This is a genomic window from Streptomyces sp. NBC_01546, assembly GCF_045208355.1.
In the GTDB taxonomy this organism is placed as follows: Bacteria; Actinomycetota; Actinomycetes; order Streptomycetales; family Streptomycetaceae; genus Streptomyces.
The window spans coordinates 5,272,809-5,298,050 of the sequence record NZ_CP109379.1 but is presented as its reverse complement, the minus strand read 5'-3'; the positions used below and the strand labels follow the sequence as shown (position 1 = coordinate 5,298,050).

Genomic DNA, 25,242 nt, shown 5'->3' with positions numbered 1-25,242 from the left:
TCGGGACGAGGAGACTCTGTGCAGCTCAGGGGCAGGAAGCGGGCGACGGCCGCCGCCATCGCGGTGATCGGATCACTGCTGGGCGGGGCCGTGGCGGCCGCGCCTCGCGGGGCCGCCGCGGCGCCCTACGCGCCGGCCGCACCGGGCAATCCGGCCACGGATCCGTCGTACGGCGCCGCCGACGGGCCCGTGCTCGACCCCCGGACCGTCGCCGTGCGCACGCCTGCCGAGGGCCCGGCCGTGTGGCCCCGGCCGCAGTCGATGGCCGCCGACCCGGCGCGCGAAGTGCCGTTGGGCGCGGAGGCCGTTCTGGTGGCCCCGTCCGACGCCGATCCGTACGCGGTCCAGGTGGTACGGGACACCCTGCGCGGAGCGGGCGTACGGACCCTGCACGAGCGGGCCCCCGGGGCGCCGCTGCCCGAACGGGGCACCGTCGTACGGCTCCAGGGCCCGGACGCGCTGGAGGCACTGCGGGCTCTGGGCGCGGCCGACGCCGGAGACCTGCCGGACGGGGGCTACCGGCTGGCCGTGGGGCGGCCCGGCGGCCGGGACACCGTCGCGCTGGCCGGCGTGGGGGATGACGGGCTGTTCCACGCGGCGCAGACGCTGCGCGCGGTCCTCGCCGGGGGCGGGGCGAAGGTGCCCGGCGTGCTGGTGCGGGACTGGCCCGCCGCGCCCGTACGGGGGATCGCGGAGGCGTTCTACGGGCAGCCGTGGACGCGGGAACAGCGGCTGGCGCAGCTGGACTTCATGGGCCGCACCAAGCAGAACCGGCTGCTGCTCGCGCCCGGCGACGACCCCTACCGGACGACGGCCTGGCGCCAGGAGTATCCGCGGGAGCAGCAGGAGGAGTTCCGCGCGCTGGCCGAACGGGCCCGCGCCAACCGGGTCGTCCTGGGCTGGGCGGTGACGCCCGGGCAGTCGATGTGCCTGTCCTCGGCGGCCGACCGGGCGGCGCTCGCGCGCAAGCTGGACGCGATGTGGGAGCTGGGCTTCCACGCCTTCCAGGTGCAGTTCCAGGACGTCAGCTACACCGAGTGGGGCTGCGAGGAGGACCGGGAACGGTTCGGGAAGGGCCCGAAGGCGGCCGCGAAGGCGCACGCCGAGGTCGCGGGCGAACTGGCGGCGCACCTGGCGGCGCGGCATCCGGGGACGGCCCCGCTGTCGCTGCTGCCGACGGAGTTCTACCAGGACGGCGCCACCGCCTACCGGACCGCCCTGGCGGCCGCGTTGGACGAACGGGTGGAGGTGGCCTGGACGGGCGTGGGCGTGGTGCCGCGCACGATCACCGGCAAGGAGCTGGCCGGGGCGCGCTCGGCACTGGGCCACCCGATGGTCCTCATGGACAACTACCCGGTGAACGACTGGGACCCGGGCCGGATCTTCCTCGGACCGTACGCGGGCCGCGAACCGGCGGTCGCGGGCGGCTCGGCCGCGCTGCTGGCCAACGCCATGCCGCAGGGCACCCTGTCCCGCATCCCGCTGTTCACGGCGGCGGACTTCGCCTGGAATCCGCGCGGCTACCGGCCCGGGGAGTCCTGGGCGGCGGCGGTGCGCGAGCTGGCGGGCCCCGACGCGCGCACGCGTGAGGCGGTCGCGGCGCTGGCCGGGAACAGCGCCGGGTCGGGTTTGAAGCAGGAGGAATCCGCGTACCTGGCGCCGCTGGTCGAGCAGTTCTGGAAGGCCCGCGCGGCGGGCGACCCGGCGGCCGGGACCGAGCTGCGCAAGGCGTTCACCGTCCTGCGCGAGGCCCCCGGCCGGCTGCCGGCCCTGGCGGGCGAAGCGGGGCCGTGGCTGGAGCGGCTGTCGCGCTACGGGGCGGCGGGCGAGCTGGCGGTCGACGTACTGCGGGCCCAGGCCCGCGGGGACGGGTCGGCCGCCTGGCAGGCCTCCCAGGCGCTGACGCGCGCCCGGCAGGAGCTCGCCGAGGAGGGCTCGGCCCGGGTGGACCAGGCCGTCATGGACCCCTTCCTGAAGAAGGCGGTGGAGGAGGCGGACGCCTGGACCGGGGCCGCCCGTCCGACGGGCGAGGTGACGAAGGACGCGCAGGCCTGGACGGTACGGCTGGACGCGGAGCGCCCGGTGGCCGCGGTGACGGTGATGACGGAACCGCTGCCGGCAGGGGCCCGGGGCGCGGCGGTGGAGGCCCACGTGCCGGGCGAGGGCTGGCGCAAGGTCGGCGAGGCCGCGGCGTCGGGCTGGACCCAGGTGGACACGGCGGGGCTGCGCGCCGACGCGGTGCGGCTGTCCTGGGCCGGGGCCGGGGCGGCTCCGGCCGTGCACGGGGTGGTCCCGTGGCTGGGGGACGGCCCCCGGGCCCGTTTCGAACTGGCGGACGGGGGCCGGGCGGACGCCGAGGTCGGCGGCGCCCCGCGGCGGGTCTCGGCGGAGCTGGCCGCCCTGGGCCCCGGCGAGGTCCGCGGGCCGCTGTCGGCGCGGCCGCCGCAGGGCATCGAGGTCCGCCTGCCGGCGACCGCGGTGGCCCCGCGCGGCGGGCGGGCGTCGATCCCGTTCGAGGTCGTGGTCGGTCCGGCCGTCGCGCCGGGCACCTACCAGGTGCCGGTGGTCTTCGACGGGGAGTCCCGCACGCTGACGGTCCGGGCGGTGCCCCGTACGGGCGGCTCGGACCTGCTGCGGGGCGCGCGGGCGAGCTCGTCGGCAAACGAGACGCCGGACTTCCCGGCCTCGGCGGCCCTGGACGGCTCCCCGGCCACCCGCTGGTCCTCACCGCCGGTGGACGGCGCCTGGTGGCAGGCGGAACTCCCGTCCCCGGCCCGGGTCGGCCGCCTGGAGCTGCACTGGCAGGAGGCGTACCCCTCGGCGTACCGGGTGGAGACCTCGCCCGACGGGGCGACCTGGCACCCGGCCGCCACCGTCCCGTCCTCCGAGGGCGGCCCCGAAACCGTCCGCCTGGACGCCCCGGACACCCGCTTCCTCCGCGTGACGTGCGAGCGCCGCGCCACGCGGTACGGCTGCTCCCTCTGGTCGGCCGAGGCCTACGCGGTCACGCCGTAACCCTGCGGGCCCGCTGCCGGGGCTCCGCGGGGTCAGGAGGCCGCGACTCCGATGCGCTCCAGCGCATCCTCGGCCCCGTACGGCTGGAGGTACGGCATCCACCGCGGATCCCGGTGCCCCGTCCCGATGATCCGCCAGGCCAGCCCGGACGGCGGAGCCGGCTGGTGGCGCAGGCGCCAGCCGAGGTCGACCAGGTGCCGGTCGGCCTTGACGTGGTTGCACCGGCGGCATGCGGCGACGACGTTGTCCCACACGTGCTGACCGCCCCGGCTGCGCGGGATGACGTGGTCGACGCTGGTGGCGACGGCACCGCAGTACATGCAGCGGCCGCCGTCCCGCGCGAACAGGGCGCGCCGGGTGAGCGGAACGGGCCCCCGGTAGGGGACCCGCACGAAGCGCTTGAGCCGGACCACGCTGGGCGCGGAGACGACTCTGGTCGCGCTGTGCAGATAGGCGCCGGATTCCTCCAGGGAGACTGCTTTGTTCTCCAGGACGAGGACGAGCGCGCGGCGGAGCGGTACGACGCCGAGGGGCTCGTACGACGCGTTGAGGACCAGGACGTGCGGCACGGACTGCCTCCTTGTACGTCGGCGGCGCGTGGCTCGCGCCGGGACGATCTGCTCTCCAGTCTCTCCTTACGGCTGGTCGAAGCGCCACCACGCGCCCGTAACGGGTCCGAGGTGTTTTCAACCACACCCACGTCATCCCCAGGTGAGCCTGGTCTCTCCCTCGAACACTGCGTCGGGGTGAAGGTAATGCCCCGTTAGTGTGGTTGTTCTGCCCGCCCATCCCTTCTGCGGGCAGACCGCTACACCTGGAGGTTTTCCGCCGTGCCCTGGCCTGCCGCCCTGCTGCCCCTGGCATCCAACACCCCGGACGCGTCCACGACGCTCAAGGAGACGCACGAAAGCGTCAACGAGGCCGCGAGCTTCATCGAGGAGAACTGGGCCACCTGGCTGAGCATCGGCCTGCGCATCCTGCTGATCGTCGTGATCGCGGCGGCCCTGCGTTCGGTGGTCCGCAAGGCGCTGACCAAGCTGATAAACCGCATGAACACCAGCGCCGAGGCGGTCGAGGGCACCGCGCTCGGCGGGCTGCTGGTCAACGCCGAGCGGCGCCGCCAGCGTTCGGAGGCGATCGGCTCGGTGCTCCGTTCGGTGGCCTCGTTCCTGATCCTCGGCACGGCCGCGCTGATGGTCCTGGCCGCGCTGAAGATCGACCTGGCGCCGCTGCTGGCGAGTGCCGGTGTGGCCGGTGTCGCGATCGGTTTCGGCGCCCGGAACCTGGTGACGGACTTCCTGTCCGGCGTGTTCATGATCATGGAGGACCAGTACGGCGTCGGGGACAAGATCGACGCCGGGGTGGCCTCGGGCGAGGTCATAGAGGTCGGCCTGCGGGTGACCAAGCTGCGCGGCGACAACGGCGAGATCTGGTACGTGCGCAACGGCGAGATCAAGCGGATCGGCAACCTCAGCCAGGGCTGGGCCACGGCGGGCGTGGCCGTCCAGGTCAAGCCGTCGGAGAGCCTGTCCCGGATCCGCGAGGTGGTCAAGGAGGTCGCCGACACCCTGGCGAAGGAGTCCCCCTGGGACGAGCGCCTGTGGGGTCCGGTGGAGGTGCTGGGCCTGGACGAGGTGCTGCTCGCCTCGATGACGGTGAAGGTGTCGGCGAAGACGATGCCGGGCCAGCAGTTCGCGGTGGAGCGGGAGCTGCGCTGGCGGATCAAGGAGGCCTTCGACGCGGCGGGCATCCGGATCATCGGCGGCCTGCCGGCCGGGGACGAGGAAGAGGAGGCGGCGGATCCGTCCGCCGCGGTCGCCGCGCCGTCCGCGCTGTCCAACCCGGCGTCCCCGCAGTCCCTGGCCACCACGCCGATCCCGCCGCCGGCCGCGCCGGGGGGTCCGCGCATCACCAAGTAGCCACCCCTCGCTCCGTGCCGCCGCCCCGCAGGAAGATTCCTGCGGGGCGGCGGCATTGACACAGCTCAAACGGCGATAGGAAACTTACCTAACAGTTCACCCCGGTGAAATGCCGGTGAGGGAGAGAGAGTCAGCATCATGCCCGCCGCCACGCCCGGAACACCCAGCCTGCTGCGCGCCATGAACGACCGGGCCGCGCTCGAGCTGCTCCTGACGCACGGACCGCTGTCCCGGACCCGGATCGGGCACCTGACCGGGCTGTCCAAGCCCACCGCCTCCCAGCTCCTGGCCCGCCTGGAGGCCGCCGGGCTCGTCGTGGCCACCGGCACCGACGGCGGCCGCCCCGGCCCCAACGCCCAGCTCTACGAGGTCAACCCGCGGGCCGCGTACGTCGGCGGTCTCGATGTCACCCCGGGCCGAGTGCTGGCGGCCGTCGCCGACCTCACCGGCACCGTCATCGGCACCCACGAGGTCCCGTACTCCGAGGACAAGGACGCCATCGAGCAGGTGACCGAAGCCCTCGGCGGAGCCGTCAAGGCCGCCGGGCTGCACCGCTCCGACCTGCACCGGGTGGTCATCGCCACCCCCGGCGCCTTCGATCCGCAGACCGGCCGGCTGCGCTACGCCAGCCACCTCCCCGGCTGGCACTCCCCCACCCTCCTCGAGGAGCTGGCGGCGGCCCTGCCGATGCCGGTCGAGTACGAGAACGACGTCAACCTCGCCGCCGTCGCCGAACAGCGCCTCGGCGCGGCGCGCGGCCACGAGGACTTCGTCCTGCTGTGGAACGAGGAGGGCCTGGGCGCCGCCCTGGTGCTCGGCGGCCGACTGCACCGCGGCTGGACCGGCGGCGCGGGCGAGGTGGGCTTCCTGCCCGTGCCGGGGCACCCCCTGGTCCGCCAGGTCACCCGCGCCAACACCGGCGGCTACCAGGAGCTCGCCGGCGTACAGGTGGTGCCCGGGCTCGCCGCGGAACTGGGCGTCGAGGCCGCGCCACTGCCGGCCCCCGGCGGGCCGCACAGCGCGGAGGTGGCCGCCGCCGTCGCGCTGCTCGGCCGGGCCGCGGCCGCACCCGAGGGGGCCAACCTGCGCTTCCTCCAGTCGTACGCCACCCTGCTGGCCACCGGTCTCGCCTCGCTCGTCGCCGTGCTGGACCCGGAGATCGTGGTGCTCTCCGGGGCCGCGATCGTCGCCGGCGGCGACCCGCTGCGCCGCCTGCTGGAGGCCGAGCTCGCCGAACTGGCCCCGTCCCGGCCCCGGCTGGTCCCCGGCGGGGTACCGGAGCGGCCGGTGCTGCGCGGCGCGCTGGAGAGCGCGCTGGCCACCACCCGCGAAGAGGTGTTCGACACCTCCCGCTGAACCGCCTCTCCGAGCCGCACCTGAACCGCACCACCCCTCACGTCCGTTCACCGTTCGCCCCTTCTGCACCCCTCCGAGGAAGTTCCCCCGCGCAGAGAGTGACATCGCCATGCCCAGAACCTCCCGCCTGAACACCGCAGCCGCCACAGCCGCCGCCCTCGCGGCCATATCCCTGCTCGCCACCGCGTGTGCGGGCTCCGCCGAGAACGCGGCGGGTGACGACCCCACCAAGGACGTCACCATCAACTTCTGGCACGGCTGGTCCGCGCCCAGCGAGGTCAAGGCCATCGAGGACAACATCAAGCGCTTCGAGGCGGCGCACCCGAACATCAAGGTCAAGGTCACCGGCAACATGACCGACGACAAGATCAACCAGTCGCTGCGGGCGGGCGGCGACAAGGCTCCGGACGTGGTGTCCTCCTTCACCACCGACAGCGTGGGCACGTTCTGCAACTCGGGCTCGTTCGCCGACCTGAACCCGTTCATGGAGAAGTCGAAGGTCGACAAGGCGAAGGTCTTCCCGCAGTCGCTGCTGAACTACACCTCGTTCAAGGGCAACCAGTGCACGCTGCCGCTGCTGAACGACGCCTACGGCCTGGTCTACAACAAGGACGCCTTCAAGGCGGCGGGCATCACCGCCCCGCCCAAGACCTGGAGCGAGTTCGTCGAGGTCGCGCAGAAGCTCACCAAGAGCAAGGGCGACTCGTACGAGCAGGTCGGCATCATGCCCACCTTCCACGGCTACGAGACCACCCCGATGCGGCTGGCGGCGCAGTGGAGCCCGGCGTACTTCACCCCCGACGGCAAGTCCGGCCTGGCCAAGGACCCGGCCTTCGCGAAGATGCTGACCGCGCAGAAGGACCTGGTCGGGAAGCTCGGCGGGTACGAGAAGCTGGAGAGGTTCCGGGCCTCCTTCGGTGACGAGTGGGGCGCCGAACACCCCTTCCACAAGGGCCAGGTCGCCATGCAGATGGACGGCGAGTGGCGGTCGAGCATGGCCAGGGAAGCGGGCGTGACGTTCGAGATAGGCACCGCGCCGCTGCCCGTCCCCGACGACCAGGCCGCCGACTACGGCAAGGGCTACGTCTCCGGCACGATCATGGGCATCGCCGCGGGCAGCAAGAAGCAGAACGCCGCGTGGGAACTGGTGAAGTACATGACCACCGACACCGAGGCGGTGGTGGCCTTCGCCAACGGCATCCACAACGTGCCCTCCACCATCGAGGCGCTCGCCTCGCCGAAGCTCGAGGTGGACGAGAACTTCAAGACCTTCATCGACATCGCGAAGCACCCGAAGTCGAACACCACCCCGCCGCAGGCGGACGGGGGTACGTACCAGCTGACCTTCACCGACCTGGCCTACCAGCACGAGAAGGGCGCGGTCAGCGACCTGCCCGGCGCCCTGGCCACGACGGACACGCAGATCGACACGGACATCGCGAAGGCGAAGTAGCCCCGGATGACCACACACACCCTGCGCACGAAGCGCCGCCGCGCGGCGCTTCGCACGGCGGCCTTCATGTCGCCCTGGCTGATCGGGTTCGCCGTCTTCTTCGCCTACCCGCTCCTGTCCACCGTCTACTTCTCCTTCACGAAGTACGACGGCTTCCGGCCGCCCGTCTTCAACGGCCTGGACAACTGGACCTACGTGTTCACGCAGTACCCGCTGTTCTGGCCGGCGATGCGGAACACGCTGTGGCTGGTCGTGGTGATGGTGGCCTGCCGGGTCGTCTTCGGACTCGGGATCGGCATGCTCATCACGAAGGTCAAGACGGGGACCGGGATCTTCCGCACCCTGTTCTACCTGCCCTACCTGGCCCCGCCGGTGGCCGCCACGCTGGCGTTCGTGTTCCTGCTGAACCCCGGCACCGGCCCGGTCAACACCCTGCTGGACGGGGCGGGCCTGCCGCAGCCCGGCTGGTTCACCGACGCCGACTGGGCCAAGCCCGCACTGACCATGCTCGCGGTGTGGGGCGTCGGCGACCTGATGGTGATCTTCATGGCCGCGCTGCTCGACGTACCGAAGGAGCAGTACGAGGCGGCCGAGCTGGACGGCGCGGGGGCCTGGCAGCGGTTCCGCCACATCACCCTGCCGAACATCTCGCCGATCATCCTGTTCGCCGTCGTGACCGGTGTGATCCAGGCGATGCAGTACTACACCCAGCCGCTGGTCGCGGGGAAGGTGGCGGCCGGCGTGATCGGCGGCTCCGGGCAGCAGTTCGATCCCGGCTACCCCGACAAGTCCACCCTCACCCTGCCGCAGATCGTCTACAACGTCGGCTTCCAGCGCTTCGACTACGGCACCGCCTGTGTGCTCGCCCTCGTCCTGTTCGCCCTCTGCATGGCCTTCACGGCCCTGTTGATGCGCCGCCGCGGCGGCCTGATCGGAGGTGGGCACTGATGACGCCCGCGCACCGGCGCAGAGCCGTACTCCAGTGGATCGCCGTGCACTCGCTCGCGATCGCCGCCGCCCTGTTCTTCGTACTCCCCTTCGTCTTCGTCTTCCTGACCTCGCTGATGACCGATCAGCAGGCGCTCACCCGCGACCTGGTGCCGGACACCTGGGTCTGGGAGAACTACACGAAGGTGTGGAACACCCCGGGCTTCCTGACCTGGTGGCGCAACACCCTGCTGTACGCCGGGCTGGGCACGCTGCTGACCGTGGCGTCCTCGATCCCGGTGGCGTACGCGCTCGCCAAGTTCCGCTTCCGCGGGCAGCGGGTGTCGATGCTGCTGGTCATCGCCATGATGATGCTGCCGCCCCAGGTCGTGATCATCCCGATGTACCTCTTCTGGGCCAAGCAGCTGGACCTCTCGGGCACCCTGTGGCCGCTGATCATCCCGCTGGCCTTCGGCGACGCCTTCTCCATATTCCTGCTCCGGCAGTTCCTGCTGACCATCCCCGACGAATACCTGGACGCGGCCCGCGTCGACGGCTGCGGCGAGCTGCGCGCGCTGCTGCGGGTCGTGCTCCCGATGGCGAAGCCGGGCATCGCCGCGGTCGCGCTGTTCTCGTTCTTCTGTCTGTGGAACGACTACTTCGGCCCGCAGATCTACGCCTCCGACAACCCGGCCGCCTGGACCCTCAGTTACGGACTGGAGTCCTTCAAGGGGGCGCACCACACCAACTGGAACCTGACCATGGCCGCGACCGTGATGGTCATGGCACCGGTGATCGTCCTCTTCTTCTTCGCCCAGAAGGCGTTCGTCGAGGGAGTCACCCTGACCGGAGTGAAAGGCTAGGCATGAAACTCGCAGTGGTGGGTGGCGGTTCCACCTACACCCCCGAGCTGATCGACGGCTTCGCGCGGCTGCGCGACACCCTGCCCGTCAGCGAGCTGGTGCTGATCGACCCCGCCACCGAACGGCTGGAGCTGATCGGGGGCCTGGCCCGGCGCATCTTCGCCCGGCACGGGCACCCGGGGCTGATCACCACCACCTCCGACCTCGACGCCGGGGTGGAGGGCGCCGACGCCGTCCTGCTCCAGCTGCGCATCGGCGGGCAGGCCGCCCGGCTCCAGGACGAGACCTGGCCGCTGGAGTGCGGCTGCGTCGGGCAGGAGACCACGGGCGCCGGCGGGCTCGCCAAGGCACTGCGAACCGTCCCCGTGGTCCTCGACATCGCCGAGCGGGTCCGGCGGGCCAGCCCGGACGCCTGGATCATCGACTTCACCAACCCGGTCGGCATCGTCACGAGGGCCCTGCTCCGGGCCGGTCACAAGGCCGTCGGGCTGTGCAACGTCGCGATCGGCTTCCAGCGCAAGTTCGCGGCGCTGCTGGACCTGGCACCGGCCGACATCCACCTGGACCACGTGGGGCTCAACCACCTCACCTGGGAGCTGGGGGTGCGCCGGGGCGGCCCGGGCGGCGAGGACCTGCTGCCGCGGCTGCTGGCCGAGCACGGGGAGGCCATCGCCGGGGACCTGCGCCTGCCGCGTGCGGTACTGGATCGGCTGGGCGTCGTACCGTCGTACTACCTGCGGTACTTCTACGCGCACGACGAGGTCGTGCGCGAGCTGGCGACCAAGCCCTCCCGGGCGGCCGAGGTCGCCGCGATGGAGCGGGAACTGCTCGCCCTGTACGGGGACCCCGCGCTGGACGAGAAGCCCTCGCTGCTGGCCAAGCGGGGCGGGGCCTTCTACTCGGAGGCGGCCGTGGACCTGGCGGCCTCGCTGCTGGGCGACGGCGCCGGCGGCACACCGGCCGTGCAGGTGGTCAACACCCTCAACAACGGCACCCTGCCCTTCCTGCCGGACGACGCGGTCGTCGAGGTACAGGCACGTGTCAACGGCTCGGGCCCGGTGCCGCTGGCCGTGCCCCGGCTGGACCCGCTGTACACCGGGCTGATCTCACACGTGACGGCGTACGAGGACCTCGCCCTGGACGCGGCGCTGCGCGGCGGCCGCGAGCGCGTCTTCCGGGCGCTGCTGGCCCACCCGCTGGTGGGCCAGACCGACCGTGCCGAGGGGCTGACGGACCGGCTCCTCGCGCACAACAAGGAGCACCTGGCATGGGCGTGACCCGGCCCCGGCCGGCGGCGGTGCTGGCCATCGACGCGGGGAACAGCAAGACGGACGTGGCGGTCCTCGGCCCGGACGGCTCGGTGCTGAGCTCCGGTCAGGCCGGGGGCTTCCAGCCGTTCCGTACGGGGGTGGCCGCGGCCGTCGACGTGCTGGCGGAGGCGATGGCCGCCGCGGGGCTGGACCCCCGCCCGGGCAACGGGCCGTGCGCCGAGCACGTGTCGGCCTGTCTGGCCAACGCCGATTTCCCGGCGGAGGAGCGGGAGCTGGAGCTGGAGATCCGGAGCCGGAACTGGGGCAGCTCCACGGCGGTGTACAACGACACCTTCGCCCTGCTGCGTGCCGGGCTGCCCGCGGGCGCCGGGCCGCGCGGCGTCGCGGTGGTGTGCGGGGCGGGCATCAACTGCGTCGGGATGACCCCGGACGGGCGGACCGCGCGCTTCCCCGCGGTCGGCCGGATCTCCGGCGACTGGGGCGGCGGGGGCGGCCTGGCCGAGGAGGCCCTGTGGTGGGCGGCCCGGGCCGAGGACGGGCGGGGCGAGCCGACCGAGCTGGCCCGGGCGCTGCCGGCGCACTTCGGACAGGACTCGATGTACGCGCTGATCGAGTCGCTGCATCTGGGCCGGATCCCGGGCGAGCGGCGGCACGAGCTGGCCCCGCTGCTGTTCTCGGTGGCGGCCGCCGGGGACCCGGTGGCCGTCGCGCTGGTGCACCGGCAGGCGGACGAGGTCGTGGCCATGGCGGCGGTGGCGCTGGACCGCCTGGAACTGCTCGGCGAGGAGGCTCCCGTGGTGCTCGGCGGCAGCGTGCTGGCCGCCCGGCATCCGCAGCTCAACGACCGGATCGCGGCGGGCCTCGCCGTACGGGCACCGCACGCCCGGGTGTCGGTGGTGACGGCTCCTCCGGTCCTGGGGGCCGGACTGCTGGGGCTGGACGCGCTCGGGTCCCCCGACGGCACCCACGGAAAACTCCGTGCCCATTTCGGGTGAACCGGCCCCGGGGGGCGGCCGGTCTGGAACCGTGGCGGTCATACGGACGTATTGACGGTGAAGGGGCGGTGGGGGCGGCCCCCTGGGGCGGATCACCCGAGATCCGGCACCGGGTGGTGTGGCCGACCGTCGATACGGCCATACTGCTGCGGAGCAAGGACCAAGGGGGAGGTCACGGTGGCCATCACATCACGCGCGCCCGCGCCCGGGGGCGGCGGCGCCGTGCCGCCCGCCGGGCCGCCGGCGACGCCGCCCGGTGCGCCGCCGGGGCGGAGAACCGCCTGGGCCGAGGGCGTGGAGCAGCTGCGCCGCGCGGCCACGACCGAGCCCGGCCGGCTGCGGATCATCGGCGCCGCACTGGCCGCCCTGATCCTGGTGTTCGGCACGGTGGGGCTGTGGGAGATCTCCGGCCGGACCACCGCCGCCGAGGACGTCGTGGGCCGCAGCCAGCCGCTGAGCGCGGACGCGGCGAGCATCTACCGCTCCCTCGCGGACGCCGACACGGCCTCCTCCAGCGGCTTCCTGCTCGGTGCCAAGGAGGAGCGCGAGGTCCGCCTGCGGTACGAGAAGGACATCGCCAACGCCTCCCGGCTGCTGGTCAGCGCGGCCGCCAACACGGGCGGCAACCAGGACTCCCGCGCCCAGATCACCCTGCTGAGCGAGCAGCTGCCGCGGTACACCGGCCTGATCGAGCAGGCCCGGGCCGCCAACCGGCAGGGCCTCCCGCTGGGCGGCGCCTACCTCCGGTACGCCAACGAGCAGATGACCACCCAGCTGCTGCCGGCCGCGCAGCGGCTGTACGAGGCGGAGACGGGCCGGCTCTACGCGGACTACGACGACTCCCGGTCCTGGCCGCTGGCCTCGCTCGCCGCGGGCCTGGTCGCACTCGCCGCCCTGGTGTGGGCGCAGCGACGCAACTACCGGCGTACGAACAGGGTCTTCAACCACGGACTGCTGGCGGCGACGGCCGCGTCCGTGGTGGTGCTGCTGTGGCTGGCCGTGGGGCACACGGTGGCGCGGGCTTCGCTGAGCGAGGCCCGCGCGCAGGGCCAGGAGTCGCTGAAGGTGCTCAACGACGCGCAGATCGCCTCCCTCCAGGCGCGGGCGGGCGAGAACCTGACGCTGATCGCGCGCGGCGCCGTCCTGGCCGCGGACACGAAGTCCGACAAGTACGACGTGGACTTCACGACCAACATGAAGGAGCTGGACGCCGGACTGGCGACCGCACTGCGGCTGGCCGACGACCAGGCCGGCCGGGAGCCCGTGACCCGCGCCGCGGACGGCGTGAAACTGTGGAAGCAGCGGCACTCGGCGGCCCGGGAGGCGGACTTGAAGGGGGACTACGAGGCCGCGCTGGCCCAGGTCGTCGGCGACAAGGACCACAAGGACAGCAGCGGGGCCGCCTTCGACACGGTGGACGCCTCCCTGGAGCAGGCGGTGGCCCACGAGCAGCGGGAGTTCACCCGGGCGGCCCGGGACGGGCTCGGCGCGCTGGGCGGCCTGCTGACCGGCACGGCGGCCCTCGCCGTCGTCGGCGCGGCGGCGGCGCTGCTCGGCATCGGGCGCAGGCTTTCGGAGTACAGGTGAGAGCGATGCGGATACGAGCGATGCGGGCCTCCGAAGGCAGCGAGAACCACCCGGGCGCGCCGTCCGGGCCGCGGCGGCTCACGAGCCGGCTGCGCGGCTGGGGCGGGGTGAGCGCGATGGCCGTGGCCTGCGCCGTGACCGCCGCGACCGTGCTGCTGCCGCTGGCCCGGGCGACTCCGGAGGCCGCGGGCCGGGCGCCGGTCCGCGAGCCCGCGTCGATGGCCGTGGCCCCGGCCGCACCGCGGGGACCCGCCGACACCTGCCAGGATCCGGAGGCCAGCCTGCGCCCGTCCGGTCTGGACGGCGCGACGATCGCCCGGATCAAGGCGGCGGGCAAGCTCGTCGCGGGCGTGGACCAGAACAGCTTCCGCTGGGGCTACCGCAACCAGGCCAAGGAGGGCAGCGGGCTCGACGGCTTCGACATCGACCTGGTGAAGGCCATCGCCCAGGACATCCTGGGCGATCCGAACGCGGTCATCTACCGGGCCATCCCGACCAGCCAGCGCGTCCCGGCGCTCCAGGAGGGCCGCGTCGACATAGTCGTGCGGACCATGACCATCAACTGCAAGCGGCTGGAGGAGGTCGCCTTCTCGACCGCCTACTTCGAGGCCGGGCAGCAGGTGCTGGCCCCCAGGGGCTCGCCGATCACCGGGTACGACACCTCGCTGAAGGACAAGCGGATCTGCTTCGCCTCCGGCTCCACGGCCGAGACCACCCTGAAGGCCCAGTCGTACGGGTCCGTACCGGTCACCGTTCCCAACCAGCTGGACTGCCTGGTGCGCCTCCAGCTGGGCGAGGTGGACGGCATCGTCACGGACAACGCCCTCGCGGCCGGCCAGGCCGCGCAGGACCCGTCGGTGCAGCTGGTCGGCTCGCCGTTCACCCGCGAGTTCTACGGCGTGGCGATGAACAAGGACGCCTCCGACCTGGTCCGCCGGGTCAACAAGGTTCTGGAGGAGTACCGTTCGGGCGGCAATGAGAGCCTTTGGATGAAGTCGTACCTCAAGCACCTGCAACCCGTACTGCCCGGCGTGACCGCGCCGCCCGCACCCAAGTACCGGGACGGCTGAGGCCGGTGGCGGGCACGGAGCCGGACACGGAAGCGGAGGCACAGTCGTTGGAGTCGTGGTCGTCGGCAGTGATGGACCGGGACGGTGTCGACCGTGCCCTGGCCCGGCTGGGCGCGGAGCACGAGGCCGTCGAGACCTCGCTGCTGGCCCTCCAGGACCACGCCGGGCGCCGGCTGCTGGAGGGCGCCGGGCTGACCGGTGTCACCAAGGAGCGGTGGACGGCCGCCGACGCGGACATCACCCGGCTGTGGACGTACTTCGACGCCTACAGCGGGGCCCTGACCGCCGCCCGGGAGGTCCGCGAGCGGCGCCGCTGGCCGAACCGCGACGACCTGGTCGAGCTGACCGAACGGCTGCGCGGGCCCGGGGTGCTGATCGCGGGCGCCGCCGTGGAGGGCGCCGCGCTGGCGGAGCGGCTCTCGCTCGCCGAGCTGGTGGCCCGGATGAACGAGCTGTACGCGCGCTCCCTCGACGTGGTGGTCGCCGCCGACGCGGTGTGGTCGGCGCTGCCCGCGCGGATCGACCTGCTCGCCGCCGAACTGCACCGCACCCGCTCGCTGGCCCACTCGGTGGGTGTGCGCCCGGGCGAGCACCCCTCGGGCGACGACCTGGAGGACATCACCGCCGAGCTGGCGGAGCTGCGGGCGGAGGTGATCGCGGACCCGCTGGCGTTCTGGGTGCCGGCGTCGGGGAGTTCCGCGCCCGGCGGCGGCCGCCCGGACACCGGGCGCTACGACCGGGCCGCGCTCGCTCTGGAGGACGTACGCCGGGAGGTCGAGGCCGTGCTGGACGTCCGGCAGGACGCCGAGCAGCGGCTGATCAGCCTGCGGGACGTGCTGTCCCGGGCCGACCGGACCCTGGCGGAGGCGCGGACGGCACGCGGCGAGGTACTGGCGAAGATCGCCGCGTCCGAGGTTCCCGCGGTGAGCGGCCCGCCGACGGCGCTGCAGGAGCAGCTCGCGGCGGCGGCCGAGCACCGCCGCCGGTCCCGCTGGCACCGGCTCTCCCCGCTGCTGGAATCCCTGGAGGAACGGGCCGAGGAGGAACTGCGACGGGCCCGTGAATCGTTGACGGCTGTGACGGCACCTCTCGCGGTGCGGGCCGAGCTCCGCGGGCGGCTCGACGCGTACAAGGCGAAGGTGGCCCGGCACGGGCTGGCGGAGGACCCGCTGCTGATCGAGCGGTACGACACGGCCCGGCGGATGCTGTGGAGCGCGCCCTGCGACCTGCGGGCCGCCGAACAGGCCGTCCTGCGCTACCAGCAGGCCGCGGCCGATGCGGTACGGGGCACGGGGACTCCCGGAAAGGAGGGCGCATGAGCCTGATAGGAACGGCGTGCGTTCGCCCCGGCTGCCCGGGGACGTACGAGGACATGGGCGGCGGCGAGGTCTACTGCGACACCTGCGGGCTCGCGCCGATAGGCGCGGTCGCGGCCGGTGCGGAGGAGCTGATGTCGCCGCCGACGGGGATGACGAGCGCGGCGCGCGGCGCGGCCCTGGGCTCCGCCGGGTCGGCCGGGTCGGCCGGGTCCCGGGGGTCGATGGGCTCGCAGGGTTCGCACGGTTCGGCGCGGTCCTCGGCCTCGGCACGCTCCTCTTCGGCGCGCTCGTCGGCGTCCCGCCGCTCCGTGTCGGGGCGGCTCTCGCGCGCGCTGTCGGGTCCCGCGTCCACCCGGTCGGTGTCGGTGCGCAGTTCGGGCTCGGCGCCCTCGGCCTCGGGGCGCGGCCGGCTCGGCGCCGGGCTGGTCAACGTACCCGAAGTGCCGCGTCCGGATCCTTCGGCGGCGGTCCTGGAGAACCCGGAGGTGCCGGAGCGCAAGCGGTTCTGCTCGCGCGCCGAGTGCGGGGCCCCGGTGGGGCGCGCCCGCGGTGACCGGCCCGGCCGGACGGAAGGGTTCTGCACCAAGTGCGGGCACCCGTACTCCTTCGTGCCCAAGCTGCGCGCGGGCGAGGTGGTGCACGGCCAGTACGAGGTGGCCGGCTGTCTCGCGCACGGCGGGCTCGGCTGGGTGTACCTGGCGGTGGACCGGGCGGTGTCGGACCGGTGGGTGGTGCTCAAGGGCCTGCTGGACACCGGGGACGAGGACGCGATGGCGGCCGCGATATCGGAGCGGCGCTTCCTCGCGGAGATCGAGCACTCCAACATCGTGCGGATCTACAACTTCGTGGAGCACCTGGACCAGCGGACCGGTTCGCTGGACGGGTACATCGTCATGGAGTACGTGGGCGGCAAATCGCTGAAGGAGATCGCGAACGAGCGGCGCCGGCCGGACGGGCGGCGTGACCCGCTGCCGGTGGAGCAGGCCTGCGCGTACGGCATCGAGGCACTGGAGGCGCTCGGTCACCTGCACAGCAGAAACCTCCTGTACTGCGACTTCAAGGTCGACAACGCGATCCAGCAGCAGGACCAGCTGAAGCTGATCGACATGGGCGCGGTCCGCCGGATGGACGACGAGGAGTCGGCCATCTACGGCACGGTGGGCTACCAGGCCCCGGAGGTCGCCGAGCTGGGTCCCTCGGTCGCCTCCGACCTGTACACGGTGGCGCGCACCCTGGCCGTCCTGACCTTCGACTTCCAGGGCTACACCAATGTGTTCGTGGACTCGCTGCCGGACCCGGAGCACATCGAGGTGTTCGGGCGGTACGAGTCCTTCTACCGGCTGCTCGTCCGGGCCACCGATCCGGACCCGGGGCGGCGGTTCGCCTCCGCGCAGGAGATGGCGGACCAGCTGACGGGCGTGCTGCGGGAGGTCGTCGCCCTCCAGACGGGCCGGCCGCGGCCGCAGCTGTCCACCCTCTTCGGCCCGGAACTGCGCGTTCCGGACACCCGGCTCTTCGCCGAGACGGCGGGGGCCGAGGTCTCCCGGCTCGGCGCGCGCACGATCGCCTCCCGCTGGGGCGGACTGTTCGGCCCCGGCCGCACCACCCCGGCCGTCGCCGGGGCCGCCGCCCCGGCGGGCCCTGCCGTGACCGGCGCGCCGGGCGGTGTCGCCCTGCACGCGGCACATCCGGTGGCCGGGCATCCGGGAGGCCCGGCCCCGATACCGGCCTTCACCCCGCCGGGCGGGGCGCCGGTGGCCGGACTCGGGACCACCGCCACGCATGTGGCGGCGGCTCCGGTGCCCGCGCCACGGCAGGCCCGGTCCGCGCCGGCTCCCGTCACCGCACGGCCGCCCGCCGCCTTGGCAGCGGTGCCCGCGGCTCCGGCCGCCGCCGGACCGGCCGGGCTCGACGCGCGCGACACGGCGCTGGCGCTGCCCGTACCGCTGGTGGACCCGGCCGACCCCAACGCCGGTTTCCTGGCCGGTCTGCTGGCCTCCGCACCCGGAGACCTCCTGGGCGCCCTCGGCGCGGCGCCCGCCGATTCGGCCGAGCTGCGGCTGCGGGAGCTGCGGGCCCGCCTCGAGCTGGGCGAACTGGCCGCGGCCGGCGGCACCCTGACGGAGCTGGAGGCACGGCATCCGGACGACTGGCGGGTGGTGTGGGCCCGCGGCATCGCCTCGCTGGCCTCCGGGGAGGACGAGATCGCGGCCCTGTCCTTCGACGCGATCTACGACGCCTTCCCGGGCGAGCCCGCGCCGAAGCTGGCGCTGGGGCTGTGCGCGGAGGTCCTGGGGCAGCTGGACAACGCCGCCGAGTACTACCGCCTCGTCTGGATGACCGACCCCGGATTCGTGAGCGCCGCGTTCGGGCTGGCCCGGGTCCAGCTGGCCGCCGGCGACCGGGCCGGAGCCGTGCTCACGCTGGAGTCCGTACCGGAGGCCTCCATCCACTACACCGCCGCGCGGGTGGCCGCCGTACGCGCACGTCTGCGCGACCGGTCCCCTCAGGAGCCGCTGCTGGCCGACCTGGCGGCGGCCGCCGGGCAGGTGGAGGCCCTGCGGCGGTTCGGGCTGGATCCGGAACGCCACGAGCGGCTCACAACGGAAGTTCTGGGCTCGGCCCTCGACTGGGTACTGTCGGGTAGCCGGGGTTCCGATCCCGGAAGCACCTCGCTGCTCGGCAGTCAACTGGACGAACGGGGACTGCGCTTCGGGCTGGAGCGCTCGTACCGCGTGCTCGCACGGCTGGCGCAGCGGGGCGAGGAGAGGATCGAACTGGTGGAGCGGGCAAACCGTTTCCGTCCACGGACGTGGGTGTGAGTGATGTCGATGCATCGGCCGTCGGGCTGCCCCAGCTGCGCGGAACCCCTTGAGGAGGGTGACCGTTTCTGCGGCGTCTGCGGCTACGCCGTCTCCGCTGCCGCTCCGGTAAGCCCTGCCACCCCGGCCGGCGGTCCTCCGGCCCCGCCCGCACCAGGGAGCGAAGCCCCCGTGCCCTGGGGGTCCCCCCGGGCGGAGTCTGGGGGAGGACACCCCGGGCAGGAGCCGGACCATCCGACGATCCCCCTCCCGACGGCACCGCCGAGCGGCTCCTCCGGGGGCTACGGCGCAGCCGGGACCGCCCCCGGGTGGGGCAGCAGCACGACGGCCGCGCCGACGCTCGTCGACGCCCCGGCCGAAGCCCGGTACGACGTGCCTGGCGGCGCCGGGACACCCCCGGAGGAGACCCCTTGGGACGCGGGCGAAGCCCCGTACGGGATCTCGCCGCATGCGGCGGACGGGCCGTCAGCCCGGTACGACCTGCCCGGCGGTACGGGGGGAACTCCCCCCGAGGGGAACCCCTGGGGCGCGGGGGACGGCGGCACCACGCCCGAGGACATCCCCGCCGAAGCCCCGCAGGGGACCGGCGGGAAGACCTGCGTCGCCTGCCGGACCGGGTACGTCGACACCGACGGCTACTGCGAGCACTGCGGGCACGCCCAGCCCCGGGAGCGGGACCACCTCGAGGAGGAGCTCGGCAGCGTGGCCGCCGTCAGCGACCGGGGGCTGCGCCACCACCGCAACGAGGACGCGTTCGCCGTCGCTGCCACCGCGCTGCCCGACGGCTCCGCCGCCACCGTGGCCATCGTCTGCGACGGCGTCTCCTCCGCGAGCCGCCCCGACGAGGCATCGGCCGCCGCGGCCGCCGCGGCCAACGAGGCCCTGCTGGACGCGCTTCCGCGCGGCGCCCACCCCCAGGAGGCCATGCACGAGGCGATCCTGGCCGCCGCCGCCGCGGTCAACGCGCTGGCACCGGAGACCCCCGGCGCACAGAACGCCCCCGCCTGCACCCTGGTCGGCGCCGTCGTCAGCGGCGGCCTGCTCACCATCGGCTGGGTGGGCGACAGCCGTGCCTACTGGGTCCCGGACGACCGTGCCGCCCTGCCCCGCCGGCTCACCGAGGACGACTCCTGGGCCGCCCAGATGGTCGCGGCCGGCCTGATGGGCGAGGCCGAGGCCTACGCCGACGTCCGGGCCCACGCCATCACCGGCTGGCTCGGGGCCGACGCCTACGACCTCGAACCGCACACCGCCGTCTTCAAGCCGGACCACCCCGGCGTGGTCGTCGTCTGCACCGACGGCCTGTGGAACTACGCGGAGGCCGCCCGGGACCTGGCCCAGGTGCTGCCCCCGGACGCCGCCGTCCGGCCCCTGCACAGTGCGCAGGTCCTGGTGGGGCACGCCCTGGACGGCGGCGGCCACGACAACGTCACCGTCGCCGTCGTGCCGTTCGCCGCGCAGCCCGAACCGGAGCCGGGAACGGAACCGGAACCGGGCGCCGGACCCGGAGCGGAACCGGAAGCGTCTCCCCGGGCCTGACCCGCCCGACTCGCCTGTCCGAGCCCCTAGGAGCCTCACCGATGGCGAACTTCGCCAAGCCCAGCGCCCCGCGCTTCAGCGTGGAGGTGTACCAGAACGAGTTCCTCCCCCAGGGCGGGCGGGACGTCCACGCCATCGTCACGGTCACCTCCACCGGTGGTGCCACCGCCACCCGCGCGGCGGCCGACCGGGGCACGGCGGCCGTCGTGATCATGGTCGACTGCTCGGGCTCCATGGAGTACCCGCCGGAGAAGATGCGCGGCGCCCGAGAGGCGACGGCCGCGGCCGTCGACACCCTGCGCGACGGCACGTCCTTCGCCGTGATCGCCGGCACGCACGTGGCCAAGGAGGTGTATCCGGGCCAGGGCCGGCTCGCGGTCGCCGACCCGGTGACCCGCGCCCAGGCCAAGGAGGCGCTGCGCGGGCTCAGCTCCGGCGGCGGCACCGCCATCGGCACCTGGCTGCGCCTCGCCGACGGACTGCTGCGCCAGTCCACCGCGGCCATACGGCACGGCATCCTGCTCACCGACGGCCGCAACGAGCACGAGGACCCGGCCGTGCTGCGCGCCACCCTCGACGCGTGCGCGGGCCGCTTCACCTGCGACGCCCGGGGGGTGGGCACCGACTGGGAGGTCAAGGAGGTCACCGGCATCGCGAGCGCGCTGCTCGGCTCCGCCGACATCGTGGCCGACCCGGCCCACCTCGCCGGGGACTTCACCCGCATGATGGAGAACGTCATGGGCAAGGAGGTCGCGGATGTCGCACTGCGCCTGTGGACCCCGGTCGGGGTGGAGATCCAGTACGTCAAGCAGGTCGCGCCCGCCGTCCAGGACCTGACCGCCCGCCGCACGGAGGCGGGGCCGCGCGCCGGCGACTACCCGACCGGCTCCTGGGGCGACGAGTCCCGCGAGTACCACGTGTGCGTCCGCGTCCCGAGTGCGGGCGTGGGCCAGGAGATGCTCGCGGCCCGCGCCACGCTCGTCCAGCCGGGAACGGCGGGCGAGCCCGCCGCCGTCCTCGCCCAGGGGCTGGTGCGGGCGGTGTGGACGGACGATCTGGCCGCCTCCACCGCCATCAACCCGCAGGTCGCCCACTACACCGGGCAGGCGGAACTGGCGCAGGCTATCCAGCAGGGCCTGGAAGCCCGCAAACTGGGCGATGTTGACGGGGCCACGGCCAAGCTCGGCCGCGCCGTGCAGCTGGCGAATGTCTCCGGAAATGCCGACACCGCACGACTCCTGTCGAAGGTGGTGGATGTCGTGGATGCCGCTGCGGGTACTGTGCGGCTGAAAGCGAAGGTGGCCGACGCGGACGAGATGACTCTCGAAACGCGTTCGACGCAGACCGTCCGAGTGAAGAAGACCTGACGCGATGACGCAGGGAGAAAGGGGAAGCGCCGCCATGCCGACCTGCCCGAACGGGCACCAGTCCGCCTCCGAGGACTGGTGCGAGGTCTGCGGCCACCGCATGGCTGCCCCCGAAGGCCCCCCTGCGGCGCCTTCCTACGGCTACGGCTACCCCCCGACCGCCGGTGAGCCGACCGCCCAGGCCGAGCTCTGCCCGCAGTGCCGGACCCCGCGCGAGGCCATGGCCCCGTTCTGCGAGGAGTGCCGGTACAACTTCCTGACGCGTTCGGCGACTTCGTACGCCCCGCTCGCCCCGGAGACCGGGGCCCAGGGGACCGCCGCCGCGGCCCCGTCCACGCCTCCGCCGCCCGTGGCGTACGCGCAGGACCACTTCGAGTACCAGGGCTCCCGACCCTCCCGGGTCAACCGGCCGGCCGAGCCGCTCCAGCGCGAGGACGACTGGCTGCTGCCGCCTCCGGCGCACGAGCCGCCGCCGCAGCCCCAGTACCAGCAGCAGCCCCCGCCGCCGCCTCAGCGGGAGTACCAGCAGGAATACCAGCACCAGCCCCCGCAGCAGTACCAGCCGCCCCAGCAGCAGCACCAGCCTCCCCAGCACCAGTCCTTCCCGCCCCAGGGCGGCTCCTGGACCGCGACGATCGGCCCCGACCGCTCGTACTTCATGGCGATGATGCAGCGCAGCGGTCCCGAGGCGGCCGGGCTCAACCTGCCCGCGTACTCCCCGGAGCAGCACCTGCCGCTCGCCGGCGGCCAGATCACCATCGGCCGCCGCCGCGCCTCCACGGGCGAGTCCCCCGACATCGACCTGTCGGTGCCCCCGGAGGACCCGGGCGTTTCCCACCAGCACGCGGTCCTGGTCCAGCAGCCCGACCTCAGCTGGGCGGTGGTGGACCAGAACTCCACCAACGGCACCACCATCAACGGCGGCGAGGAGCCGATCCAGCCCTACGTCCCGGTCCCGCTCACCGACGGCGACCGCGTGCACGTCGGAGCCTGGACCACGATCACCATCCGCCGGGGCTAGTCCGGCCGCGCAGTTCAGCCGCCCGTTTCCCCCAGGGGCCACACGTACGGGCCCTGGGGGTCGTCGAGCCACGCCCACTGGCCCTCGGCGCTGACGGTGACCCCGAAGCGCTCACGGGACGGCCGGTCCTCGCCGCGCCACAGGTCCAGGGCCTCCCGGGGGTGCAGGACGCCCTCGGTGAGCACGAGCATGAACTGGAAGCGCTCGTTCTCCACCAGCTCGTACGGGAGCCCGTGCGGCACCCCGGCGACCGGCTCCCGCGGCGGCGCCGCCGTGGCCCCGCGCAGCGGCACGAAGTACGCCGGGGTGTGCAGGAAGCGGCCCTCGGCGAAGTCGGCGTCGCGGACCGTGAGGGCGATCAGCCCGGTGGACAGCGGGGCCAGGATCCGCGCCCCGGGCCGGCACTGGGCCGTCCAGGCGTGCGGGACCATCGGCAGCGTGCAGGTCACCAGGATCCGGTCGAACGGGGCCCGGGAGGGGCAGCCGCGCGCCCCGTCCCCGGTGACCACAACCGGGTGGTAGCCGACCTCGGCCAGGTGTGTCCGCGCGGACTCGGTGATCTCCTCGTCGAGGTCCACGGTGGTGACGAGGTCGTCGCCGAGCCGGTGGCAGAGCAGGGCGGCGTTGTATCCGGTGCCCGCGCCGATCTCCAGCACGTTGTCGCCGTCGCGCACCTCCAGCGCCCGGAGCATCTTCGCCATCAGCGAGGGCTGGCTGCTGGAGGAGACCAGCTGGCCGTCGCGCAGCCGGGTCGCGAGCGGGGTGTCGGCGTAGACCCCGCGCAGCCAGCGGGCCCGCTGCTCGGGATCGGGGTCCTGCGCCCAGAGCCGTTCGTGGCCCGCTCCGCGGCCGGTCCAGAAGTAGGGGACGAAGACGTGCCGGGGCACGGCTGCGAAGGCCGCCCGCCAGGCCTGGTCCTCCAGTACCCCGGCGGCGGTCAGCTCCCGCACCTGGGCGGCGTGCGCGGTCTCGCGCAGGTCCCGTACCTCGGTGGTGCGTGCGGTGTGTGCGCCCATGCCTCCACTGTCCTGCGCGCGGCCGTCGCGGGCGAATGCGGGGGTCCTAGGGCCCCGGTCCTCCGTCCGGGCGTCTGAGACGATGGTCGGGTGAATGAGATTCCGCGGGGCACGCTTCAGGAGCAGACCTTTTACGAGCAGGTGGGCGGCGAGGAGACCTTCCGCCGTCTCGTCCGGCGCTTCTACCAGGGGGTCGCGGAGGACCCGCTGCTGCGTCCGATGTACCCGGAGGAGGACCTGGGCCCGGCCGAGGAGCGGTTCACGCTGTTCCTGATCCAGTACTGGGGCGGCCCGACCACCTACAGCGAGCACCGGGGCCATCCGCGCCTGCGGATGCGGCACGCCCCGTTCCAGGTGGACGCGGCGGCGCACGACGCCTGGCTGCGCCACATGCGGGTCGCGCTGGACGAGCTGGGGCTGGCCCCGGAGCACGAGGCCCAGCTGTGGAAGTACCTGACCTACGCCGCCGCGTCGATGATCAACACGGCGGGCTAGACCTCACGGGCGACCTTCCGGGGGACCTGCCGGCTCAGACCGGCCGGACCTGGAGGGCGCCCAGGCCGACGGCGCCGCCGGGGCGGCGCATGGCGACGGAGCCGTACGGGGTACGCAGGCGCAGCCAGCTCCCGGCGGCGAGCAGGGCCACCGGGTCGGGGCCTGCGGGGGTGGCGGCGGGCACGGTGGACCGCACCGGCCGCAGGAAGCCCAGGGACTGCGCGGCGTGCACGGCGCGCAGCGGGAGTTCGGTGTCGCCCAGCGTGCGGGACCAGATCTCACGGCCGATGCGGTCGCGCTCGGAGCGGGTCCGGTGCTGCGCGGGCAGGGCCTCGTCGCGGGCGCGGAACTCGGCGACGGCGCCCGCCACGGCCGCCCGCATCTCCTCGGGCGCGGGCAGCCCGGCCAGTTGCCGCCAGCCCCCGCGGGGCGGGAGCACCCCGGCCCAGGGCGGGCCGGTGACCGGCCCGGGCACGGTGGCCTCGGCCGCTGCCTCGTCCACCGTTTCCAGGAACTCTCCGGCGGAGACCGTCAGGTCCAGCGGGGTGGCGAGGGGTGCGGCGAGCCGCACCGTACGGATGGCCAGGACCTCGAAGGACGGCGGCCGGCCGAAGACGGCGAGCGCGCCGCCTCCGCCCTGCAGGCGGACGGCGGCGGCGCGGTCGTAGTGCACCAGCCGGCCCAGGAAGGCGGCGAGGTCCGCCGCCTCCCCGGAGTCGGCGAAGTGCAGCCGTTCGTTCATGCCGCGAGGCGTCCTTCCGAGCCGGCAGCCGGCTTGCCCGGCGTGTCGAGGTACTTCTCCAGGAAGTACCTCTCCTCGGCCGTGATGCGGCGGGGCCGCCCCTCGGCGAGGTTGTAGGGCACGACCACGGTCGAGGCGCGCACGTAGACCTTCTCGGGCGCCTCGTCGGTCGCCTCGTCCTTGACCTCGTAGCCGATGGTCAGGGACGCGGCGCCTATCCGGGTCACCCAGGACTCGATGAGCACCGGCTCGTGACGGTGCACGAGGGGCAGCTTGTAGTCGATCTCGTGACGGGCCACGACGGACCCGCCCGTGAAGGACTCGCTGCCCTCCCCCGGCGCCAGCCGGAACATGAAGTCGATCCTCGCCTCCTCCAGGTAGCGGAGGAAGACCACGTTGTTCACGTGGCCGAAGGAGTCCATGTCCGACCAGCGCAGGGGGCACCGGTAGTGGTGTCTTGCCATG

General features: G+C 73.7%; 20 protein-coding genes. 16 read left to right on the top strand and 4 right to left on the bottom strand.

The features are described from left to right. Nucleotides 1-18 precede the first annotated feature (18 nt). A complete protein-coding gene (locus OHA89_RS24225) occupies nt 19-3,015 on the top strand; it encodes a beta-N-acetylglucosaminidase domain-containing protein (protein ID WP_406367092.1) in 2,997 nt (998 codons plus the stop codon). A 32-nt stretch (nt 3,016-3,047) separates the two neighbouring features. Here OHA89_RS24225 and OHA89_RS24220 read toward each other — a convergent pair whose 3' ends face one another. Continuing rightward, a complete protein-coding gene (locus OHA89_RS24220) occupies nt 3,048-3,584 on the bottom strand; it encodes an HNH endonuclease (protein WP_215139986.1) in 537 nt (178 codons plus the stop codon). A gap of 261 nt (nt 3,585-3,845) precedes the next feature. On the opposite strand from OHA89_RS24220, the gene OHA89_RS24215 reads away from it, so the two are divergent. The 14 genes from OHA89_RS24215 to OHA89_RS24150 all read left to right on the top strand — a co-directional run bounded on the left by OHA89_RS24215 (nt 3,846) and on the right by OHA89_RS24150 (nt 22,524). Further along, nucleotides 3,846-4,934 (top strand): mechanosensitive ion channel family protein, encoded by a 1,089-nt coding sequence (locus tag OHA89_RS24215; protein ID WP_266609695.1) that lies wholly within the window; start codon nt 3,846-3,848, stop codon nt 4,932-4,934. 138 nt (nt 4,935-5,072) lie between these two features. Continuing rightward, complete coding sequence (locus tag OHA89_RS24210; protein WP_406367091.1) at nt 5,073-6,290, top strand: ROK family transcriptional regulator; 1,218 nt, start codon at nt 5,073-5,075, stop codon at nt 6,288-6,290. Between the two features lie 109 nt (nt 6,291-6,399). Then, on the top strand, nt 6,400-7,743 hold the full coding sequence (locus OHA89_RS24205; RefSeq protein ID WP_406367089.1) for an ABC transporter substrate-binding protein: 1,344 nt from the start codon (nt 6,400-6,402) through the stop codon (nt 7,741-7,743). Nucleotides 7,744-7,749: 6 nt separating this feature from the next. Continuing rightward, nucleotides 7,750-8,691, top strand: a complete 942-nt coding sequence (locus OHA89_RS24200; RefSeq protein ID WP_266609692.1) for a carbohydrate ABC transporter permease — start codon at nt 7,750-7,752, stop codon at nt 8,689-8,691. Further along, nucleotides 8,691-9,533 (top strand): carbohydrate ABC transporter permease, encoded by an 843-nt coding sequence (locus tag OHA89_RS24195; protein WP_266609691.1) that lies wholly within the window; start codon nt 8,691-8,693, stop codon nt 9,531-9,533. Before OHA89_RS24200 ends, OHA89_RS24195 begins: the two co-directional genes overlap by 1 nt. A gap of 2 nt (nt 9,534-9,535) precedes the next feature. Next, nucleotides 9,536-10,810 (top strand): 6-phospho-beta-glucosidase, encoded by a 1,275-nt coding sequence (locus OHA89_RS24190; RefSeq protein WP_406367088.1) that lies wholly within the window; start codon nt 9,536-9,538, stop codon nt 10,808-10,810. Continuing rightward, complete coding sequence (locus OHA89_RS24185) at nt 10,801-11,799, top strand: N-acetylglucosamine kinase (protein WP_266609689.1); 999 nt, start codon at nt 10,801-10,803, stop codon at nt 11,797-11,799. The genes OHA89_RS24190 and OHA89_RS24185 overlap by 10 nt, the downstream gene beginning before the upstream one ends. 177 nt (nt 11,800-11,976) lie before the next feature. Then, the gene (locus tag OHA89_RS24180) at nt 11,977-13,386 is read left to right on the top strand and encodes a hypothetical protein (RefSeq protein ID WP_406367087.1); all 1,410 of its coding nucleotides are present in this window, start codon (nt 11,977-11,979) and stop codon (nt 13,384-13,386) included. Nucleotides 13,387-13,391: 5 nt separating this feature from the next. Next, nucleotides 13,392-14,456 (top strand): glutamate ABC transporter substrate-binding protein, encoded by a 1,065-nt coding sequence (locus OHA89_RS24175; RefSeq protein ID WP_406367086.1) that lies wholly within the window; start codon nt 13,392-13,394, stop codon nt 14,454-14,456. Between the two features lie 71 nt (nt 14,457-14,527). After that, the gene (locus OHA89_RS24170; protein ID WP_406367085.1) at nt 14,528-15,775 is read left to right on the top strand and encodes a hypothetical protein; all 1,248 of its coding nucleotides are present in this window, start codon (nt 14,528-14,530) and stop codon (nt 15,773-15,775) included. 5 nt (nt 15,776-15,780) lie between these two features. Continuing rightward, a complete protein-coding gene (locus OHA89_RS24165; RefSeq protein ID WP_406368576.1) occupies nt 15,781-18,597 on the top strand; it encodes a tetratricopeptide repeat protein in 2,817 nt (938 codons plus the stop codon). A 171-nt stretch (nt 18,598-18,768) separates the two neighbouring features. Beyond that, a complete protein-coding gene (locus OHA89_RS24160; RefSeq protein ID WP_406367084.1) occupies nt 18,769-20,136 on the top strand; it encodes a PP2C family protein-serine/threonine phosphatase in 1,368 nt (455 codons plus the stop codon). A gap of 41 nt (nt 20,137-20,177) precedes the next feature. Continuing rightward, nucleotides 20,178-21,503, top strand: coding sequence for a VWA domain-containing protein (locus OHA89_RS24155; protein ID WP_266609686.1), 1,326 nt, complete (start codon nt 20,178-20,180; stop codon nt 21,501-21,503). 34 nt (nt 21,504-21,537) lie between these two features. Further along, nucleotides 21,538-22,524, top strand: a complete 987-nt coding sequence (locus tag OHA89_RS24150) for an FHA domain-containing protein (RefSeq protein ID WP_266612400.1) — start codon at nt 21,538-21,540, stop codon at nt 22,522-22,524. A 14-nt stretch (nt 22,525-22,538) separates the two neighbouring features. Here OHA89_RS24150 and OHA89_RS24145 read toward each other — a convergent pair whose 3' ends face one another. Next, nucleotides 22,539-23,540, bottom strand: coding sequence for a methyltransferase domain-containing protein (locus tag OHA89_RS24145; protein WP_257556283.1), 1,002 nt, complete (start codon nt 23,538-23,540; stop codon nt 22,539-22,541). Between the two features lie 90 nt (nt 23,541-23,630). Here OHA89_RS24145 and OHA89_RS24140 point away from each other — a divergent pair, with 90 nt between their 5' ends. Next, nucleotides 23,631-24,035 carry a globin gene (locus OHA89_RS24140; RefSeq protein WP_215141334.1) on the top strand — a complete coding sequence of 135 codons (405 nt, stop codon included), beginning with the start codon at nt 23,631-23,633 and terminating at the stop codon, nt 24,033-24,035. A gap of 34 nt (nt 24,036-24,069) precedes the next feature. On the opposite strand, the gene OHA89_RS24135 is transcribed toward OHA89_RS24140, so the two are convergent. Together OHA89_RS24135 and OHA89_RS24130 are read right to left on the bottom strand one after the other, a co-directional pair. Beyond that, nucleotides 24,070-24,777, bottom strand: a complete 708-nt coding sequence (locus OHA89_RS24135; RefSeq protein ID WP_266609685.1) for a hypothetical protein — start codon at nt 24,775-24,777, stop codon at nt 24,070-24,072. After that, on the bottom strand, nt 24,774-25,241 hold the full coding sequence (locus tag OHA89_RS24130) for a thioesterase family protein (protein WP_266609684.1): 468 nt from the start codon (nt 25,239-25,241) through the stop codon (nt 24,774-24,776). The genes OHA89_RS24135 and OHA89_RS24130 overlap by 4 nt, the downstream gene beginning before the upstream one ends. Nucleotide 25,242 lies beyond the last annotated feature (1 nt).